Source organism: Bradyrhizobium genomosp. I (2014), from assembly GCF_000261685.1.
Taxonomy (GTDB): Bacteria; Pseudomonadota; Alphaproteobacteria; order Rhizobiales; family Xanthobacteraceae; genus Bradyrhizobium.
On the sequence record NZ_AJQE01000281.1, the window covers coordinates 15,482 to 34,100 of the forward strand.

Sequence of the window (18,619 nt, forward strand, 5' to 3'; positions counted from 1 at the left end):
CGAATTTGTGAGGAGGTCGCATTTTTTCCGCACCCTCCCCTGGCAGCACGCCGAACATTGCGACGCCGCTGCACCAGCTCGGCCAAGTTCGGCGTACCTGGGAAATAATCTTCTCGGCCTCAGAGGGAAGAAAGTGGCCGATGGGCCGCCGTGCAGCTGTGTCACCGCATTAGGGATGTCTGGATTGCAGAGAATGTAACCCATCGGCAGTGGGGTTGGTCTGCATTTTCGGCACGTGGAGCCATCCGGTACGCGGCGACCACTCCTGTCCAGGTGAGATCGGATGATGGGCTGTGCGGCGGTCTTCCTAACCCTAGAGAGTTGCGCCAATTTTCGAAAGACGATTGCGTCGTTCCAGTTGATTGAACCAATCAACACACGTAAGCTCTCAAGCTGCAAATAGTCATCGCCAATAGTTTTCAATACTCATAGCCGAGGTGGCGCCTTCAATCGGCGATCCCCTGCCCAATTTCCCGTCGAGACCTTTTCATGACTTCACCAGAAGCCCTAGACGTACTGATTCTAATCGCGCTGACGGAAGAAGCAGAGACGTTTCACGATTTGCCGTTTCATAAGCTGAAGGAGGCGCCTCGACTGGGCATTTTTCAGTATCACTCCTTTGAATACGAAGACGCGAACGGCACCTCCCGGCGGGGCGCGTTGGTGAGCGTGGGCGAAATCGGCCTGCGAATCCGGGATGCGGCGCTTCGCTTTTCGGAGAAATTCTCACCCAAGCTGGTGTTGAACGTCGGCATTTCGGGCCGAATAAAGGACGCTCGGGTTGGTGACGTCGTCGTCCCCACTCACATCAATGTCATTGATTACCGAGCGGCTGCGCAGGACGACGAAAAGAATGGGTATGAAATACTTCCCGGCGGCAAACCGGCTCCCGTGAGCATCAGTGCCGGATACGTCGTAAATTCTGTCCCATTCAAGAAGAAGAACAAGCTTCCCAGCATTGACAATTTCGCCAAACGAATGGGTTACACCCTCACCCCAAATGAGCGACGGAAGCTGAAAGAATGGGAGGGTGTCAAGGACCTCGCCAAGACGCCGACCGTGGTGAGCGGGCCTTTTGCAGTCAGCAATCTGCTGATCAAATCAGCGCGCTTCAAAGAACACGTATTGAAGAACGCGGATCGCAACTATGTTGCCGCCGATATGGAAAGCGGGCTTATTGCGGATGGGCTACTTACATTGACACCGGCGCCGCCATTTTATGCAGTCAGAGCTATCAGTGACCCGGCCACAACACAGAAGCCGGAATACGATGCGATCGGCAACGGACTTATCCGCCGCTGGGCGATGTCGAATGCACTGGATACGGTCAAATTACTCATCGCTGAGCCTAGTCTCTTTGGAGACGAGCGAAAGCTGAGCGGAGTTAGTGGCGTCCCGGAAGACTACAGTCCAGAGTATCCAGGACAGCGAATACTAGGCGCCCCCTCCACTTCAGATTTCGACGATCGTTTTTCGAATATGCGCATTACCGTCTCGAAAAGAGATCATGGTGAGACCGTTCTTCCAATTCGGTTTTCGAAGCTCTTGAGCGAAATATTGGAAAAGCCCAGAGCCGGGTCGTTCCTGGTCCAGGGGCGCGGCGGCGGCGGAAAGACGGCACTCCTGCGAGCCCTCCAGCTTTCAGTTAATGATGCGCACGAAGCACCCAAAACAGTGTTCCTCGACGCCCGCAAAATAATCAAGGAAGCCGGATCGGCCGATGCCGTTTCGGTTCTTCGAAGACGTGTCGATCGGGATGCTCCCGGCCTGATCGACACGAAGGACAACGTTATCGTTTTTCTGGATGGGTTGATCGGAACGGACAGCGAGCGCCCGATCATCGAGGCGCTTTCCCAGCTGCTCGCGCGCAACGAGCCAACGCTGGTGATCGCGTTCGGAATTGATCATTATGAACTCCAAGCGGACTCAAATGATTACCCTCCGACGCCTTACCTTCACAACAGAAAGCACGACCGTACGGTCGACTTGAAAGCGATCTCAGTAAACGATGACGCTTTAGCAACGGCGGTTATTGGCGGTATCGTCCGAACGAGCGGAACGAGCACGAGCGAGTCACCCGAGGCGATCATTGCTGCGCTTCGAACGCTCGGGTTTCTTTATCTCAATCATTTCGTGGTATCCATATATCTACACAATGCCGGGAAGATGGCGTTCGAAGGCAAGAACAGCTCGGCCTTTGTGATCCAATCGATGCAAAACCTCTACGGCGACCTCTACGGCCGCTTCACGAGCCGGCAGTTCAATCTGCTTTGCGTAGCAGCTCTGCGGTCTTACTGCCGGATCCTGGTGAAAAGTGCCGGATCTCCAGAGCTTGCGACCGCGCATGACCGATACGAGAGCGACTTCGCGCTTTTTCCACGCATTGTCCAAACCGCACTGATCGCCAAGGCTGTCGTCTATATCCTCGGTGAATTCAACAATCCCAAGAGTAGCAGCGCGATCTTCAAGTCTACGGGTATTAACGAGGAGCTTTTTCTATCATTGGTGTTTGGCAACGACGTCAACAGCGCTGTCAAGGATCTCATGGCCGACCAGCGCGTCGAGGACGCAGTGCTCTCCGCAGCGCACAAGATCTCGGACACCCTTGAGCCCGCTTCACTTTCCTATGCTTTGTATCTTTTCGGACGTGCGCGCTCCGAACGGGGCAGGCTTCGGGCCGAAAAAGCTTTCGACACAGCCGCTCAAGTGTTGCTGGATCCAGGCACAATATCGCCGAGCGAACAGACCAAATTCTGGCGGCTCGCAAGACGCTCGCTCTATATCAGCCGCTCGCTAAATGGCGACAAGAAAGCAACCGACTCTTACATCGCCGCCGTCATCAGCGATCCCTATGAAGATCGCTTGAACCGGAGCTTTCATCTCGAATACTACCGTGATCACAATGCCACAGGCGTCACAGTGGCGCTCGACCATGAAGACAGAGGAGGTAATTGGCGTCGTACTCGCCAGTTGCTTGGACGACGGATAGAGGCCGCGATAAGCAGCGGAACGACGGGCGAATACGATCGAATCTGCATTCTGACGTATTTTTCGCTGGTTCGGTATCGTCATGAACTCGCGAAATTATCAACAGAACAACGTGAACAAGAGGCGGGTCTCATAAAGAGGCTCATGGCCAGCAACGTGACGTTGGGCCCAGAGCTTTCAGCCTTTCTAATCATGGTTGAACACGCACTTTCGCGAGAACTCTACTCAAGCCTTGATGCGGTGGTTGAGCTATTTGCCACGAAAGCAATACCGCGGATCGGGTGGGTTGATCGCCAGATGACGGCCGAAAAGCAGGTTGTGGAAAGTGTCGCTTCGCATGCCTATGGTGCGATGCTTCTCGTCGACCTTCTGAGCGAACGACTGACGCCGAAACTCGATCCAAAAGAAACAACCCAGATCATCCGAATCCTTTTGTATCACGATATCGCAGAGGCCTACATCGGCGACTACCGCCCTACCGACGGCGAGACGAAGTCAAAGGAGATACCAACGATGCATCGCATCGCCGCGCTAGCTACCTATCAGCATTTACCTGGCCTAGCCGCCTCGTTCAGTCACTTTCAAAGGTTTGAGACAGGGGCCGATCGGTGCGCGAGCTTGGCTCGCGATTTTGACAAGTTGGACGCCGTTTTCCAGGCGCTAGTCTATGCCAACCATTTTCCAACGCTCGATAATCGACGACAGTTCGTCACTGGCAATAAGGAGCGGATCTCAGATCCAGTCCTTCGCGAGATCGCGGATGAGATCTGGCGCCGCATTGAAAAAATGCCATTGAAGTCCACAACCGCCGCCTCCTGATGAACCTTGCATGATCCAACGGCATCGCTGTGCCCTTCGAACCCAGGAAGAGGGACTAGCGGCGGCCGGCCAACAACTCTCGCGGATCCGACACCTGATCGCTCCGCCTCCCTTTTTCAGTCCGATTGGCTGCAGAACGCGTGAACTCGTTCGATACCGCCCGCGACGTCATCCATGCCAAGCAAGCTCTTTACCTAATTCAACTCAACGTCTAGCTGAAGTATTGGGGGCTGATACATGCATTGCGATAAAGTCTTTTCGCTATTGCTAGCATTTTCACTTGCGGCCTGCGGAACTCAACTGCCTGACTTGACCGGCCAGCAGGCACTTCCTCGGGACCGATTGATCGGCGCAATACACTGCGAACTCGCCGACGCCATCCGGGAACAGCTTCTTCACAGGACCGATCGCCGTTTCCTGATCGACTGGCAAGCTGCTTACACAATTACACTCAAAGGCAACGAGACCGGCACACTCGCAGCAGATGCCAACAAAATTCCGATTCCCTTCGATAGGGTCGATTCAGCCTGAACGTCTCCGACATCGATTTTCGTGCTGCCCCTGCGCCGAGACTTATGCAACTGCAACTCATCCTTTTCTGCGCGGCAACATCGGCTTTGGTCAATGGCTGAACGAGGCGCTCGGTACGAGCATCTCGGATGGCTTGATCGCAAACCATCCGGACCGCCTCACCAGTGTCGGAAATACGTTCCAATTTGTCGTGCTCGCGACGGCAGCAATTTTCGCGATCGTGACGTCGAGGCCAGGCTCGACCACTGCTGGCTTGCCAGGATAAGGCGAAGGCGTCCGTCCTGGACATGGAAGCAATTGACCGACGAATCCCTGAAACAGAAGCAGCTGAAGCTGAGGGTCAGCTATCGCAAGGCGTACGAGCGCTACCTCAGGCTTGATGAATTCGGACCGATCAACAACAAGATGGTGCGCGACATCGAACTCCGCGACCTGGAAAAGGTCCGGAACCAAAACCGCGCCCGGCGAAGGTCAGGCCGAACCTGTTCGAGCGCTTTGGAATTCGTCCCTGGAGCCCGCACGATTGCAGGACAACGATGACGACGTTCCTGGATGACCGCAGACTGGGCGGCGCCGCCAGCGCGATACTTGCCCACAAGCAACCGAACTCGGATTCCAGCCGGGAGGCGCGCGAGAGGCTCGCTCCAGTCATCGAGCAGCACTACAATCTTTCGCAACGCATTCGATTGAAGGCTGATGGCCTGGCTCTTTGGGTCAAGGCCGTCCTGAGTGCCACAATCGGGAGCAGAGGCGTTTCCAGGCCGCCTCGCAACGTCGCGCGGCCGCGTGACCGGGAGGACCTACGTAAAAAGCGCGGAGGAGATCGAGGCATACGCGAGAGTTTCTTCGTGCGTCCGCGCTTTGTCAGCCGGCATTTTTTGTCCGCCATCGAAAGCCTAAGCGGCGCATTGGCCATTCGGATCGCTCTGCCCGGTGCCCGCTTAGGGCCGCATGCGTGAAGCGAAACGGTGCAGCTCCACCCGGTCCTGATCGTTGAGATAGAAGCCTCGGGCCGGATATTCGTTCGTGCCGCCCTTTAGGACGCGTCGCTCCTCAATCTGCGAAATGAGATAGGCGAAAGCCGGATTGAAGCGCCGGAGCGGCCAGCCCGTTTCCTTGTGCAGTTCCTCAACGCCGACGGTTCCCTTCTTGGCCAGAACCGCATCGACGAGAGTCACGACGTCGACGGCAGGATCGCCCCCCAAGGCGTAGGGATCGAACGTGATGTAGAGGCTGGCATTGCTGGTCATGCGCGGCAGCCGTTTGGCGACGAACGAGGTTGTATTGATAAAGTCATCCGTCGACAATTCAGCGACGGCGAAAGCCAGCTCATCAAGCGAGGCATCAGGAAACGCGGCAATCAACTCGTCCTCTGGTATGAAATCGCTATAGCCGTGGGTCGATTCCTTGGCGATCCACAGACCGATCTTGACCGCGAGCGGTCCTAGCTCGCCAATTTTCACTGCAGCAGTCTCCCTTGTAGGCGGCGCGACGATGGCTTTCGTCGTCGAATTTTCCACCGGTGGCGGCGAGCCATTGGCCAGCCAGGCGTCCAGACCATTGACGACCATCTGACCAATTTCAGCGAATTGCAGGATTTCGTCGCCGACGAGCGGCACGGTCTCGCCGAGCCGGGAATCAGCGGCGTGCTCGGCGAAAGCTGCATCCGCAACGCCAAGGTTGTGCCCGATGACATGGCGCTTTTGAATATTCAGTGTCAAAACCGCAAGCGCGGCCGGCGAGAGCACGGCATAGGGATCGAAATCGAACTCCGCGAAGCGTTGTTGCCCGCGGCCAATATTCTGAAACGCGTTGCCGACCGTTTTTGCGTCCGGCGAACCAGCTGGTCGAATTGCCACTTTGTGAAGATAGACCGTCTTGAGCGTCGCTTCGAAGGCGGTCAGCACGTCCTCGTGGGCGTTGCCCAGGAGCCGATAGGCCAACTCGCTCTGGTCCTCGCCAAGGCCGTGGGCCAGTTTGACCTGATCCCGCACCAGCATCACTTCGCGGGCGAAATGGAGATGGATGTTCGGGGCGCCGCAATCGGGACAGAACAGCGAAATGGCGAAAACGCCGTAGTCACGGCCGCACTCGTCGCAGATCAATTCACGTAGCAAATCGCTGCGCACGAAGCGGGGCACCGGCTTGTGTACGGGCCGGGGACCAGCCTTGATCTTGATCGATTTGCTTCCCGAAAACTTCCGCCCGAGATCTTCAAACATCCCGTGGATCGCTTCCTGCATGTCTGCGCGCGCCGCATGTTCCACGATCTTTCTCGCGGCAGCGAGATCGTCAGGATGCGTGAAGTCGTTGTCGGGCGCGACAACGCCGCTGTAGGGGCAAACCGTTTCGGGAACGCCCGGTTGATGCGACATGCGGGGTGTCATCGCCTCCGGCAACGAGAAGCCCTCGACTCGACTGCCCATGACGAAATGGCGCGGGTGCGCGTGTTCGTTGGGCGAGTATCGATACACCCGGCCGTCCGGCGTTTGCGGCAAGGGAATTCCGAGCTGCATGGTGCTACCCGATTTGCCCCGCTGGTACTTTTCAAGATTCCGAAATCTCACAGTCAGGCATCCCTCGAGATATTAGGGTTACGGCGAATCTGTTCTCGATATCCAGCCTACCAGGCTCGTTGGCCGTTTTGGCTATCCGAATTACGGTGTGGATATCGCGATCAGGCGGTTGCGGAGCCGGTAGTTCAGCACGCGATTGGCAGCGGTTTTTTAACCGGCTGGCGTGATGCCGATGATCGGCATGGGCATGATCATCCAGCAGGTGCTGCTGGCGATCAAGGTGATCACGGTAATCACGGGAACGGCAATGCTCACGCTGCTGGTGCTGCTGGTGCTGCTAGTGTCGATGACGATGATCGGCGTCATTAGCAGCACCATGGTCGACCCAGCTAGGTCTCCCTAGCCCCGTCCTTCAGGGTGCGAGCTTCCTCTGCGCGCGACATCAGAAACTCCGCGAGCGTCTTTGCCACATCCTTCAGCGGGCCGGGTCGACCGCGACCTGCTTAGTGAACGCCGCCCACTGATCCTTTTTGCCGGCGTCCTCGGTGAAGGCCGCGGTGAACGCGTCCGGCAATGCGGTCGGAATCTCGGTCTTGCGGCAAGTGAACGTCGCCTTGATGGCGCGGGCTAGGGCGTCGTCGTCGAACTTGTAGGAGCGGATCAACACCCAGACGTCGTAGAAGTCCTTTAGTCGGCTATTCGCGAGGCCAAGCGCGACCATCGCCTGGAACTTCTCGGCAATGACGGTCTCGCGCGGATAGGAACGCAGCTTCGGCGCCGGGAAATCCAGCAGGACCGGCAGGTCGGTCTCCTGCACGCCGGGCTCGATGGCGTCGCCGAACGCGATGTCGATCACGACGCGAACGCGGGCGTTATCGACCGCTGCATTGCTCTTGATCCGGACGCCGCCGTATTCGTTTTCGTCGCGGATGCGGTCGACGGTGAAGCTGGCCGGTCGAAGATGACGCCGTCGGCTGTGTCGACGGCGGCGATCTCCTTGAAGATTGCCAACAGCGCGTCGGGGTCGGGATTGCCCGAGCCGAGAAGATCGAGGTCGGGCGTTGGCCGGAACTGGTTGTCGACCCAGGTCGCAAGCAGCATCGCGCCCTTAAGGACGAAGCGGTTACGGTAATCCGTCGAGCCAAGGCGATATAGCAGCCGTTCAAGCACATAGCGGGTAAGGAGAAGGTCGAACGGCTGGTTACGCTCCTTGGAAAGCGTGAGCAGCCGCGCACGAACCGAGGCCGCGACATGCTTGGGTGGGTTAGCCATTGGCGATCATCGCGTCCATATAAGGCTGCATGGCCTTCCAGACCCCGGCCTTGCGCGCGAAATCCGCTATCTCCGAAGGCTTCGCCTTGGGGGTTCGCAGGGCCTCACGCATGCCTTCAAGCGCGAGGTTGAGGCCGGTACTATGACGATAGCGTGTCCCGGCGCTGCGTCGGTAGCGAAAAAGATCGACGACGGTCTTGGCGGGGCTGAAGATCTTCACCGCGCAACCTTCGATCGTATGGGTCTCGACACCCTCCTGAAGGCGTTCCGAGCTGAAGCGAACGAACTGCATGGGCGGATTGGTTGGACGGGGCTGGCGGTCTTTGGGACCGATGGCGAGCCAGACCATCGAAGGAATGGTGTCGGTCAGCTCATGGAAGGCGAGGGCCGAGGTTAGCGCGACGACCCCTTTGGGCACGCGCTTGGCGGCTTCTGCGAGGGAATGATGCGTGTCGATGGGCGCATCGGGCAGTTGGTAGAGGCCGCGTCCGAGCTGGACAACGAGGCCCTTTTCCTTCATGCGCGCGATAGTCGCGGCGGTGACGCCAGCCGTGGCAAGCTCGGAGGGGCGCGCGATGCCGCGCGCCTTGAGGAGTTCGATGGCACGGGCCTGTTGTGTCGAAATTGACTTGGCCACGGCTTTGATCTTATTTGTCGGATATACTTACTATATATCATACATTCCATATCATTCCCGCCCCTCGCTAGCAACAGGTAAACAACCCAGTTCCCAGGTATGTATTCAATTCGACCTCGCATCCCAACAACTGCGGCATCGAGGAAATCATCGTCGGTCCCGCCCTCGGGCCACAGCAGGTTTGGGCGGTGGAGGCAATTTTGGCGACCCATCTAGATGCGCCTTGCCATTAAACGATCGGCGATACCGTATGTCGCGGACTGAAGGCCCCGCGCGCCTGATATGCTTCACCAACTTAGAGCCCGAAGGCGGGCAGAGTCTGCGACCGGAACGCAACAATCGTTACAATTTATGATTGTCTCAGCTCTAAAGCTTGCGCCTGCGATCGGCCCGGTCGAGGCACGGCTGAGTCGGTAACCTGCCGAGCATGCTCCACATCTTTCCCAACTAACCGGCGGCGATCCGATAGGGCACCGATCGTGGCGTCGTCTCGTCGGAGACTATTCGGCAGGCGCATTTGATTGACATCGATCACATTCGCACTCGGCGGAGCCAATTAGGTGATCTGCACGATAACTGATCGAGCTCAGCGCATGAACTCCGACCATCTCTAGATTTTCAAGGCTGGTCTGTTCGCGCGGCTTTCGATGTCCGCACACCGTTGCATTAGCGTATCAAAGATCTCTGGCTCATCCAGCAAGAGGCCGTCGTCGACCATGTGTTGATAGTCCTGTTCCAAAACGGCTCGCGCTTCCCCTTCAGGGACGAGCTTCAATGCACCATTGACTACCTTGTGATAGTCAATCATCGCACCGGCAAGGTCCTTTTCAGAGAAGAACCATGTTTTATGCTCTGCCACCGTGTTAGCCAGTTCTCGGTCTTTTAATGCGGCGTCCGCGATCCCCGCGTCATCCAGCCTCACCAGATCGTACCAGTGGCGAGCAAAACGCTCGCCTCGCAGTTTGCCCTGGACACAAAAAACATGGATGGCGGTCGCCTTCTCCCAGAAGGTGCGCTCCGCTTTCATGGTTTTCGGCCGGGCAGTGGGAAACTCGAGAGTTTCAAGATACTGGGCCGCGTCGCAAACCACGTCGTGAAGCTCGCTCGGCTCGCCGGTGGATCTTGCGCCGAATTCAAGCATGACGGCGGGGCTCACATAGCCATTGCCCGTCTCCAAGGGAGCGTATCGGACGAAGATTTTGTCATCATCGGCTTCCGCCTTTGCACTCAGCTTGTCGTTTTCCAGACACTGATTGATAACGGGAAGCGCCTTTTCTTTCACCCAAATTGGAAGTCGCTCTCGGACCTGGTCGCTCCATTTTTTGCCCTGGCTTCGGGTCTGAGGGACAGGATTGCTCTCGCTTGTTTTCACGAGATCAGGGGCTATTGCCCGAATATCGTAGGTAAGGTCGACGTCCTCTGAGAAGCGGCGGATCGCGCCGTACGCCTTGGAAAGGGACGTTCCGCCCTTGAAAACGAGGTGCTCTCCCAGTGGAGAGGAAAAGAGTGCGTTCAAGCACCAAACAACCCAGACATCTTTCTCAAGGAGATGTGCCGGACGTCCTGAATTGGAAGCAGCAACGCCGAGCGCCTCTCGGCGCTCGGCGTCAGACAGGTTTAGGAACCTGTCAGACATGCAGTTCGCTTACCGGCCTGGCAAGCCAAGTCGGCAATGAAGACGCCGCGGACTTAAGTTCCCTCACTTCGGTCGGTGTCAGTTTCTGACTGACCGACCGCAATGCTCGTTCTGCCGTCTTGGGACCAAGCCAGGCAAGCGCACGCACCACCTCACCAGCACGACGGTTCGCCAGCGTAAGCTGCCAAAGCGGCGCATGCTTGAGCTGGACAACTTGCTTGCCAAGGTGGAGCTCGCGGGAAGGACCAGAGGTAAGGTAAACCTGACGGACAGGTACCTGCGTTGTCAAACCAAGATGGTTGGCCGCCGCCGCGCCGCTAGAAACAATGGTCTCACCGCTGCGAGCCTTGGTTTCCTCAACGACTTTTTCGACCGACGGAGCTCTAACCCCGAAACGGCTTTCGACCGGACGCAGATACACCCCTCGCCCCGCGCGCAGGAGCTTTCCTCGCTCGGCAAGACGCGAAAGGGCCTGATCGACAGCAGCACGCTTTCCAAGGTGCAAAAGCGCCTTGGCAGCAATCGGTGCGCCTTCGGGCAGTTCTTTGGTGACTTCCAAAATCCGGGTGCTAAGGGCGATCATGGCTCTCACTCCAGTGTCAGAAACATAGGAGAACTTCTGACACCCCGCAAGAGCTAGATTTCAAAAAGGTTTCGACGTCAAATCAAGGATTTACCCTAATTGAGACCGATTCGGACCTTTTTTTGGAGGCAAAAAGGCGGTTCCTGCCCTCCCCGTCCAACGTGCTGGGGCCGGGACCATTCAGAACGGCCTGGTTATCGGCGGAGCAACCGCAATCGCTTCCCTATGATAGGAACTGCCGACCTTCAACGAGGATTGCCCGCCTCCCACCCACGAAGATCTCCAGATCCCGGGAAAACAGGCAGACGAGATCGACACCGCGGCTCAGCGACAACGAAATTGCGCTGTTGTAAGCCGCGCCCCTGTTTGCCTCTGCCGCACCAGATGCTGTTGTCGCGACAATGCGGTAAGACCAGCCCGCGCACTTATAGGAGCTGGACTTCCTCGATCGGCCGAACGCAACCGCTCCATCGTGGGCGCTCTCGTTATCCGCCATCGCTTGCCGAACCCGGCTGCCAAAGTCCTCGCCAAAGACAAAGCCTCCACTCAGCATCGGAACGCGAAGCATCGAAACACAATCCGGCGGCTCTTCGCTTCCGGTGAAGAACACGACCAGCAAAGGGTAGCGAGGAAGACCTTCAGAATGTACTTTCCGAAGCAGCGCTTCGATATCCATTTCCTCAGACATTTGCTTCGGACATGCCTTCAGGCTTTTCGATCTCAGTGATCATCATCGTTGCGGCCGCGGTCTGGGCAATTTCACTCCTGTACTTCGGAGTAGACCTATCCTGGGATTACGCCAAGCCATTTTCGGTCACGGTCGCGGTCGTTACCGGCCTCTTGACGGCCTTCGACCGGGTACTGTGGCGGCACTGGCCGTTCCGGCTTTTTCACAAGACACCCGACCTCTCCGGCGAGTGGGGCGCTGAATTATTGTCCTCCTACGCCGAACAGGGTGGCCGAGAGAACAAGACGATCACCGGCACCGCCACGATTACGCAAACCTACACATCGTTATCGGTTCGATTGGTGACAGGCGAAGAGCCCAACACAAACAGATCCTTTCAGCTTGCTGGACGGCTGATCCGTCACAATGACGGTGTCTATGAAGTGATTGGCGTTTACCAGAGCGACCCCGACATTCTCGCTCGCGGCACGCAGACCGAAATCCACTATGGCGCATTCCGCTACCGCGTCATCGGTACGCCGCCGAAGAAGATGAGCGGTCATTACTGGACCGATCGCAATACCAAGGGATCGATCCAACTCAAGAAACGCCTATGAGAACTTGGTCTTCCGGGTACCGACTTTAGAGCGCTCGCCGTTCAATCTAAGCCGAGGTCACGCCGGGAAAGTCGGGCGGATCGGGCTTGTGAGTCAGAAATTTTTGAAGTGCATTATCAGCAGAAACCTTCTGGAAGCTACCTTCCGCCAGGCCAAGCAACGTGCCTTGAGCGTTCGCGCCGAGCAACATCCAGGGCCAAATCTGCCTGCTGCTCTTCCGATTGGGTGGCATCGATTCGCAGATAGCGTTCGCCCAGTTGTGGCGCAGCATGTAATCGACGAGCTGCTGCTGTGAGGAAACGATCGTTCTCAAGAGCCGGCCTCGCATCATCCATTTCGCGCTGCCGAGATCGCGACCGAGGGATCGCTTGAGGGAAAATCCGGTCGAAGTGGTGCCGGTGCTGAGGATCGAGATCTGACACACATCTTGCTCAGAAAGTGCGTTGCCTCGTGCAGGGCACATTGGTCAGGGGCATTGGCGACGAGACCGCCGTCGGCATAGTGCGCAGCGCCAACCTCCGCCAGTGGGAAGTGGGGATTATGTACTTCGCACACCCATTTTGGTGGATACACGCGGTTTGACTGAGGAACCCGGGCAGGAATCGGGTAAGTTGCATTCGGGGGTTTGAGTGCAACTGGAGATTCGTGGTGAATCAGTCTCGTTCTATCGTGATCAGGGGCAGCAAGATTTTCGAGGACGAATACGGGCTTATTTGTCTCGATGATCTCTGGCGAGCCGCCAAAGCTCCCGACAGTAAGGTTCCGGCCAAATGGCGGCGTGGCCGCATGGCCAGCGCTCTGATCATTGAGCTTGAGAAAAAGATCAGAATTTCTTCTTTGAAAGAAAATAAGACAATAATTCCAGCTATTTACTCCAAGCGTGGGAGAGGCAGTACCGGCACCTACGCCCATCCGATCATTGCCGCCGCATACGCTGGCTACCTGAGCCCAAAGCTGGAACTTGAGGTTCGGGAAGTTTGGCTTCGCTACCGTGCTGGCGATGCCACGCTTGCTGACGAGATTCTGGAACGGGCGACGGCGGAGGAAAACCGTTGGGCTGGTGCGCGGGCGCTATCCCGCTCCCAGCGGGTAACCTACACGGACACCCTCAAGGCCCATTACGTGACCGGGCGCGGTTATATGGACTGTACGGAAGCGGTCTACCTCAAGCTTCTGGGCGGCAAGTCCTACCAGCTCCGCGAGTTACGCGGCCTTGCTCCGAAGGTGAACGTGCGGGACAACCTTTCGGTCGCCGAGCTTTCGTTCGTCATGGCCGCCGAAGCCCTCGCTGCCGAGCGCATCGAAGAGGAGCTTAGGCTTGGAAACGATGAATGCGTCGAGGCGAGCGGCCGAAGCGCCTCAGCGATCCGCGAAGCCATTGAAGCCGACCGGAAGGCGCGAAAGGCTCCCCGACTCACAAATACCTAGTCGCCGTTCTTATCGGTCGGCTTAGGGCGCTCGGCGGGCTTCTGCCGAGCGATTTTGCCGAGTCGCTCGTCGAACCGCTTTTCATCATCGTCCGTCTCTAACTCGCGGGCGGCTTGCTTGAACTTTTCCAGTTGCTTCTTGGTCACGAGATCCACCGATGCCTAAGGTAATGTGCCTATATATGGATGATTCCGGAACGCGGAATCCTGACAAGAAGATTGCCGACGATCTTACGTACAAAGACTGGTTCGCATTGGGCGGCATTCTCATGAAGGAAGAGGATGACGGCCAAATTGTCACCCAGCACGCAAAGTTCTGCGAAACCTGGGGCATTACATACCCGCTCAGATCATACGACATTCGGCTGTGGGACAAGCGGTTCTCCTGGCTTCGGACGCTTTCCGCCGAGGAGCGCGGGAAGTTCATGCGCGGGTTGGGCGACTTGCTAACTGGCATTCCTGTTATCGGGTATGCCGCTGTGATCGATCGGCCCGGGTATAATGCACGGTATCGAGAGAAGTACGGAAGGCAGACATGGCAGCTTTGCCAGACTGCCTTTAGCGTTATCTGCGAGAGAGCCGCGAAACGGGCCCGCTCCGAGGGCTGTAAATTGCGCGTCTTTGTCGAGGAGGGCGATAAGACTGCCGACGGCCACGTTCGGCAGTACTATTCCGACCTCAGAACCAAAGGGATGCCATTCGACACCGGCAACATGAAGAAGTACGCGCCGATGACACAGGAAGAGTTGGCCGACACCCTCTACGATTTGAGATTCCGGACGAAAAAGTCACCGCTGATGCAGATCGCCGACGTGTATCTCTATCCCATGGCTCGGGGCGGGTACGACCCGAACTACACGCCCTACCAAATGCTCAGAACAAGCAAGAAGCTCATCGATGACTTGTTGTCCGAAGAAGAAACCCCACACCTCGGCATTAAATACAGCTGCTTTGAAATGGTCGAAAAAGCGCGCGAGAGGGCAAAAAGCAAAAAAGCCAGTCGCAAGACTGGCTCTTAAGCAGCCGCCGTAACGGCGACCTCCCGGGCTATGCCCCACAAACCATATAAGGCTATCTCATTGATTCGTCAAGAAGATTTTTACGAATCATTTGATTCGCAACTTCAAATACTTACGACCCAATACCGGCTTCACTAGGCACCTATAGGTGAGGCGTTTACCGGCTGCACCTTTGATTGCCAGTTCCGCTCGCTCCTAATCGTCCACACCCAGCGCGACACGATTGCTGTAGCGGAAGTCAAATTCAGCGAGATAGCGGTGCAATTGCTTCTCTGAGCAGTGCTGATAGACGCACTTCATGCCCCGTTTGAAGATACTGTAGTAGCCCTCGACGGTGTTGGTGGTGATCGTGTCACCGGCGCTGTAGCGCACGTATTCCTCTCGGCTGTGGTTCACAGCGTCATGGCTCATGAAGTGGGCGCCAATCTGATTGTACCAACGGCCTTCATCGGTGTTGATGACGGTTTCGCGGTTGACATTCTCGCGAACGATCTTGGTCACTTCGTTGAGAGCGGTGGCATCGATATGGAAGCTGCGGGCCGAGCCGCCACGCTCCACAAGCGTCATGACGATGTTCTTATGCGCGCCGCCGCCGCGAGGCTTCGCAACGCCCTGCAAACGGCCGATGTAGGTCTCATCGACTTCCACGGTCTTGCCATTGCCGCCCATGGGCGAAAGCTTCCCGTCACGCATCGCCTCGCGGATGCGGTGAGCCAAAAACCACGCCGACTTGTAGGTGATCTCCAGAGTGCGGTGGAGCTGATGGGCCGAAATGCCCTTCTTGCTGGACGCCATCAGGTGAACCGCCTGTAGCCACTTGTGCAGCGGGATATGGGCGGACTCGAAGACCGTACCGACCCGCACGGTGAACTGCTTACGGCACTCGTAGCACTTCCACAGACCGAGCCGGACCTTGCCGTTTTTGCCCTTTACACCCTTAAGGCGACCAGCCTTATCGACCACGCCACAGTGCGGGCAAACCACCCCGTTGATCCACAACAGCTTTTCGAGATGAGCGAAGGCCGCTTTCTCGTGGTGGAAGTAAGGGTTGCTGAGCACAGACATGGGAAAATCAAATAACTTCAACCTTTCAGTTGAAGGTATCAGGTTTCATGGGTTTGTAAAGTACATAATCCCCACTTGGGCGGCCTTTTCGAGCGTGTGACCACCGTCATGGGCCGACTTCTCGACCGTCTTGCCCGTGTCGTCCACCGCCTTGACAGTGGTGGCGGCGGCATCCTGCACGACCTTCGCCGTCTGTTTCGCGACGTTGTCTGACTGAGGCCGCCATGGGCGGTGTTGCAGGCTGCATCAAAGATTCCTCCGCAGGCGAACGCCGAAGGGCTGTTGAGCACCAACCCAAAGATCGCTGCCGAGGTTAGATAGAGCTATGCAATGCGCTTGTTCATAGTTTCATCCCGTTGCTTGCTGAGGCCCACGACATGGTCGGGACATCAGGTCCTCCGGTTCGGACGGAGCCGCGGAGTATTCGGGAACATTTCTGAACGGCGAGCGCTTCAGTCGTTCAGACTCCATTCATTGCAAAGACAAAATTGTGGTTGCCAACGAAGACACGACCGATTTATGAGCAACTTCAACGATCGGTGGCCGGCGGCCTGCCGCCGTCATTACGAAGAATTCATCGAGTCCTTCTCCCTGATCCGACTCCGCTAGGCTCAATTGGCGTCGCAGATGCTGTGAACAGGGTGTACCGCGAGGGCCGAAACAAGCTTGCTCACGGCGAGATGGCGGGCCTTTTCGAGAATCTTTCCGAGATTCGGATGATAGGCGATGCGCTTCTCGCCAACTTGTTCGATGCCGTCACATTCGAGCTCGCGGCAATCATCGATCAGCGGCCCGCAATCTTGACCGTGCCGGAAGATCACGCTTATCGCGCCCTCAAAGAGAGGTCGAAAAAACGGGTCGTCAACCCTTCGAGTTCTTAGAGGCTGGTTTGGGTTGAAAAAGGATCCTGTTGTTCTCTCGCTTGATATCGAGGAAGTCGAAGGGAGATGCGGAGCTTTCGTTCAGTATCCGCTCTGGATAGCCGTCGACGGCGAGCTTCATGACGTACGAAACGGTATTATCCGGAAGCACGACAAGTTCGTCTGCATTCCACGACAAATCGCGCGTGACCGGACTGGCTTCGTCCTGGCGTTCGATCGTCCTAATGAGCGGCACGGCGTTGAGATTGCAGTACTGATAGGCGTCCCACTCGTGAAACATGTCCTTGTTGCGTCCAAGCTGAATATTGAATGTGAACTCGGTGTCCTTGATCGTGTTGCGGTCGACACCCGTGCAACTGCTACCCCCCTCGCCCCTGTCTTGTGTCCACCAATCGCGATTGGCCACCAGTTTCTCGACATCGATCTTCCATCCCTGTTTGGCCAGGTCGGGAGCGATGGCGAAGTGCGCGGGATAAGTCGAATTCTGACCCTTGCCGCTCACCTGAACGCGGGGGTGGGTCGAGGTCTCCTGGGACTTCGCCAGGATTTTTGGGGTGATAGTGACCGTTCCGAGGTGCTGCAATTTGGGGCTGGGTGACGGCGACGGCCCCGAACCTCCGCCCTTACCGGAAATGAACTCCCTGATCGCGGTGGCAATCTCCGGGTTGGAATAGGCGCCGTAGGTAACAGTGCTCAATGCGATCAGGAAGAAGAACGGCGCTGCACTGACGGTCAGACGCCGAATATGTGTGAAACGTTGCTTTTCGAGCTCGGTAACGCTGATCTGGCTCTTGATCTTGCTGTAAACCCGCGACGCGCCGTCGGCCGAGTGCTTCTGGACTTTGGCGAGTTCTTTGAGCGCAGCGAGCCTTGCGCTATCGCTACCGAACGTCTGGAGGATCTCGATCACCTGGTCGGCGTTGAAGATGCCGTCGCCTTCCACGACCTGTCGGACAGACCTGAATTCCGACCCCTCTAGCGCACGCACCTTCTGATAAAGATAAAAATACGCAACGAGCGCGAGCACTCCCAACACAGACGTCGCGCCGGCAATGACCGTAACCACTTCGACTGTCAATTGCATTATTCCCCTCCGACATCTGCACTCTGGCAAATTGCCGGATTGTTGTCACCGTATCACATTTGGCGACGCGACTCCTTGAGGGCCAGGCCACGCGACGGCCTGACGCCATCTGCGGGACGCCCAGACCAGAATGCGCAGCGCAGGTCGGTTTCGTCAAAAACGCCGTACTGCTCTCTATCCCGGTTAGATCAATCTCGCGACTTGATGAGCCGAGCAACGAGTGGCAGGACGGCACCGAGGGCGATCAAGCTGAAGATCGGCCGCAACGTTATCGCGTTCGCGTATTGCAACGCAACGATGCCGGGAGGATGAGTACTGCGAGAAGCGCCTCATAGGCCCCGAGCGCGCCCGCCATTTCACTAATGCGCTCCAAGATACCCTTGACCAGCTGAGCCAATGGTCCAGTTGGGAAATGTTGCGCGGGGCCAGCGTGGCGATGGAGGGCTCGATGGAGGCAAGCCACTGTCGGCGCCGTTTTGCAGAAGGGCGCGAAGAACCTTTATCCGCCTTCTTGGGTCTCGTTTTTGCAGACATGTCTTCAGCTACGGCGAGCCACCAGAGTTCTGCGTTGAGAGGAGTGTCCAGCTGTCAACGGCGAAATCGGCGACTAACCGCGGGGGTTAATCTTGGCTTTGATGGTCCGCGCCGGCGTTGGACTACCGGGTAGAGACCAAAAAAGCCCGATCCGCCCAGCCAGGATTGGCGCGCGGAGCGCCGCGTCACGCCCCCCATATACCGGCGCGCCAAGGATTCGACTGCGTCGGATCGCCATCGACGCGGCAAGGACTCGATTACAGTAATCGGCCGATTTGGGCTCGGTTGTACGGTGGTTGTATGAAAATCGAGAGCGAGCAACAAAATCCGCCCAAAAAGCGTA

At 57.1% G+C, this 18,619-nt stretch carries 20 protein-coding genes and 1 pseudogene; 8 read left to right on the forward strand and 13 right to left on the reverse strand.

Annotation, left to right across the window (positions count from 1 at the left end):
• Positions 1-489 precede the first annotated feature (489 nt).
• From IC50_RS25925 to IC50_RS25940, 4 genes are all read left to right on the forward strand, one after another.
• On the forward strand, positions 490-3,807 hold the full coding sequence (locus tag IC50_RS25925) for an HD domain-containing protein (protein ID WP_028143518.1): 3,318 nt from the start codon (positions 490-492) through the stop codon (positions 3,805-3,807).
• A gap of 237 nt (positions 3,808-4,044) precedes the next feature.
• Positions 4,045-4,338, forward strand: coding sequence for a hypothetical protein (locus tag IC50_RS42050; protein WP_161966256.1), 294 nt, complete (start codon positions 4,045-4,047; stop codon positions 4,336-4,338).
• A 297-nt stretch (positions 4,339-4,635) separates the two neighbouring features.
• On the forward strand, positions 4,636-4,878 hold the full coding sequence (locus IC50_RS25935; RefSeq protein WP_028143520.1) for a hypothetical protein: 243 nt from the start codon (positions 4,636-4,638) through the stop codon (positions 4,876-4,878).
• Positions 4,875-5,297, forward strand: a complete 423-nt coding sequence (locus IC50_RS25940; protein ID WP_028143521.1) for a hypothetical protein — start codon at positions 4,875-4,877, stop codon at positions 5,295-5,297. Before IC50_RS25935 ends, IC50_RS25940 begins: the two co-directional genes overlap by 4 nt.
• Here the strand turns inward: IC50_RS25940 and IC50_RS25945 are convergent.
• Positions 5,280-6,854, reverse strand: coding sequence for a hypothetical protein (locus IC50_RS25945; RefSeq protein WP_035711403.1), 1,575 nt, complete (start codon positions 6,852-6,854; stop codon positions 5,280-5,282). The genes IC50_RS25940 and IC50_RS25945 overlap by 18 nt on opposite strands.
• Positions 6,855-7,080: 226 nt before the next feature.
• On the opposite strand from IC50_RS25945, the gene IC50_RS41485 reads away from it, so the two are divergent.
• Positions 7,081-7,257 (forward strand): hypothetical protein, encoded by a 177-nt coding sequence (locus tag IC50_RS41485; RefSeq protein ID WP_154694112.1) that lies wholly within the window; start codon positions 7,081-7,083, stop codon positions 7,255-7,257.
• Positions 7,258-7,329: 72 nt separating this feature from the next.
• Here IC50_RS41485 and IC50_RS43915 read toward each other — a convergent pair whose 3' ends face one another.
• The 6 genes from IC50_RS43915 to IC50_RS25970 all read right to left on the reverse strand — a co-directional run bounded on the left by IC50_RS43915 (position 7,330) and on the right by IC50_RS25970 (position 11,670).
• Positions 7,330-7,710 carry a nucleotidyl transferase AbiEii/AbiGii toxin family protein gene (locus tag IC50_RS43915; RefSeq protein WP_369427631.1) on the reverse strand — a complete coding sequence of 127 codons (381 nt, stop codon included), beginning with the start codon at positions 7,708-7,710 and terminating at the stop codon, positions 7,330-7,332.
• Positions 7,707-8,126, reverse strand: coding sequence for a nucleotidyl transferase AbiEii/AbiGii toxin family protein (locus tag IC50_RS43920; protein WP_310473377.1), 420 nt, complete (start codon positions 8,124-8,126; stop codon positions 7,707-7,709). Before IC50_RS43920 ends, IC50_RS43915 begins: the two co-directional genes overlap by 4 nt.
• Complete coding sequence (locus IC50_RS25955; RefSeq protein ID WP_028143523.1) at positions 8,119-8,763, reverse strand: type IV toxin-antitoxin system AbiEi family antitoxin domain-containing protein; 645 nt, start codon at positions 8,761-8,763, stop codon at positions 8,119-8,121. The genes IC50_RS43920 and IC50_RS25955 overlap by 8 nt, the downstream gene beginning before the upstream one ends.
• Positions 8,764-9,373: 610 nt before the next feature.
• Entirely contained in the window at positions 9,374-10,399 is a 1,026-nt protein-coding gene (locus tag IC50_RS25960; RefSeq protein WP_028143524.1) for a nucleotidyl transferase AbiEii/AbiGii toxin family protein, read from the reverse strand.
• Positions 10,392-10,982, reverse strand: coding sequence for a DUF6088 family protein (locus IC50_RS39340; RefSeq protein WP_081492515.1), 591 nt, complete (start codon positions 10,980-10,982; stop codon positions 10,392-10,394). The genes IC50_RS25960 and IC50_RS39340 overlap by 8 nt, the downstream gene beginning before the upstream one ends.
• 223 nt (positions 10,983-11,205) lie before the next feature.
• On the reverse strand, positions 11,206-11,670 hold the full coding sequence (locus IC50_RS25970; protein ID WP_028143526.1) for a hypothetical protein: 465 nt from the start codon (positions 11,668-11,670) through the stop codon (positions 11,206-11,208).
• A gap of 35 nt (positions 11,671-11,705) precedes the next feature.
• Between IC50_RS25970 and IC50_RS25975 the strand changes: the two genes are divergently transcribed.
• Entirely contained in the window at positions 11,706-12,266 is a 561-nt protein-coding gene (locus IC50_RS25975; protein WP_131233132.1) for a hypothetical protein, read from the forward strand.
• A 46-nt stretch (positions 12,267-12,312) separates the two neighbouring features.
• Here IC50_RS25975 and IC50_RS25980 read toward each other — a convergent pair whose 3' ends face one another.
• Positions 12,313-12,690 carry a hypothetical protein gene (locus IC50_RS25980; protein ID WP_035711406.1) on the reverse strand — a complete coding sequence of 126 codons (378 nt, stop codon included), beginning with the start codon at positions 12,688-12,690 and terminating at the stop codon, positions 12,313-12,315.
• Positions 12,691-12,914: 224 nt separating this feature from the next.
• Here IC50_RS25980 and IC50_RS38495 point away from each other — a divergent pair, with 224 nt between their 5' ends.
• Entirely contained in the window at positions 12,915-13,694 is a 780-nt protein-coding gene (locus tag IC50_RS38495; protein ID WP_038974990.1) for a KilA-N domain-containing protein, read from the forward strand.
• Here IC50_RS38495 and IC50_RS42055 read toward each other — a convergent pair.
• Positions 13,691-13,840 carry a hypothetical protein gene (locus IC50_RS42055; protein ID WP_162130977.1) on the reverse strand — a complete coding sequence of 50 codons (150 nt, stop codon included), beginning with the start codon at positions 13,838-13,840 and terminating at the stop codon, positions 13,691-13,693. The genes IC50_RS38495 and IC50_RS42055 overlap by 4 nt on opposite strands.
• A gap of 11 nt (positions 13,841-13,851) precedes the next feature.
• Here IC50_RS42055 and IC50_RS25990 point away from each other — a divergent pair, with 11 nt between their 5' ends.
• Positions 13,852-14,712 (forward strand): DUF3800 domain-containing protein, encoded by an 861-nt coding sequence (locus tag IC50_RS25990; RefSeq protein ID WP_049802019.1) that lies wholly within the window; start codon positions 13,852-13,854, stop codon positions 14,710-14,712.
• A gap of 198 nt (positions 14,713-14,910) precedes the next feature.
• Here IC50_RS25990 and IC50_RS25995 read toward each other — a convergent pair.
• The 4 genes and pseudogenes from IC50_RS25995 to IC50_RS26005 form a co-directional block, all read right to left on the reverse strand.
• Positions 14,911-15,777 (reverse strand): annotated as a pseudogene (locus IC50_RS25995) (IS1595 family transposase); the annotation flags it as partial.
• A 45-nt stretch (positions 15,778-15,822) separates the two neighbouring features.
• Entirely contained in the window at positions 15,823-15,957 is a 135-nt protein-coding gene (locus IC50_RS43745) for a hypothetical protein (RefSeq protein ID WP_277996257.1), read from the reverse strand.
• A gap of 431 nt (positions 15,958-16,388) precedes the next feature.
• A complete protein-coding gene (locus IC50_RS26000) occupies positions 16,389-16,598 on the reverse strand; it encodes a hypothetical protein (protein WP_028143530.1) in 210 nt (69 codons plus the stop codon).
• A 40-nt stretch (positions 16,599-16,638) separates the two neighbouring features.
• Positions 16,639-17,742, reverse strand: coding sequence for a hypothetical protein (locus tag IC50_RS26005; protein WP_035711408.1), 1,104 nt, complete (start codon positions 17,740-17,742; stop codon positions 16,639-16,641).
• Positions 17,743-18,619 lie beyond the last annotated feature (877 nt).

Coding starts and splice junctions, on each gene's coding strand:
- IC50_RS25925 (WP_028143518.1), top strand. CDS start 490: ATGACTTCACCAGAAGCCCTAGACGTACTGATTCTAATCGCGCTGACG.
- IC50_RS42050 (WP_161966256.1), top strand. CDS start 4,045: ATGCATTGCGATAAAGTCTTTTCGCTATTGCTAGCATTTTCACTTGCG.
- IC50_RS25940 (WP_028143521.1), top strand. CDS start 4,875: ATGACGACGTTCCTGGATGACCGCAGACTGGGCGGCGCCGCCAGCGCG.
- IC50_RS25945 (WP_035711403.1), bottom strand. CDS start 6,854: ATGCAGCTCGGAATTCCCTTGCCGCAAACGCCGGACGGCCGGGTGTAT.
- IC50_RS41485 (WP_154694112.1), top strand. CDS start 7,081: ATGCCGATGATCGGCATGGGCATGATCATCCAGCAGGTGCTGCTGGCG.
- IC50_RS43920 (WP_310473377.1), bottom strand. CDS start 8,126: ATGGCTAACCCACCCAAGCATGTCGCGGCCTCGGTTCGTGCGCGGCTG.
- IC50_RS25960 (WP_028143524.1), bottom strand. CDS start 10,399: ATGTCTGACAGGTTCCTAAACCTGTCTGACGCCGAGCGCCGAGAGGCG.
- IC50_RS39340 (WP_081492515.1), bottom strand. CDS start 10,982: ATGATCGCCCTTAGCACCCGGATTTTGGAAGTCACCAAAGAACTGCCC.
- IC50_RS25970 (WP_028143526.1), bottom strand. CDS start 11,670: ATGTCTGAGGAAATGGATATCGAAGCGCTGCTTCGGAAAGTACATTCT.
- IC50_RS25990 (WP_049802019.1), top strand. CDS start 13,852: ATGCCTAAGGTAATGTGCCTATATATGGATGATTCCGGAACGCGGAAT.
- IC50_RS26005 (WP_035711408.1), bottom strand. CDS start 17,742: ATGCAATTGACAGTCGAAGTGGTTACGGTCATTGCCGGCGCGACGTCT.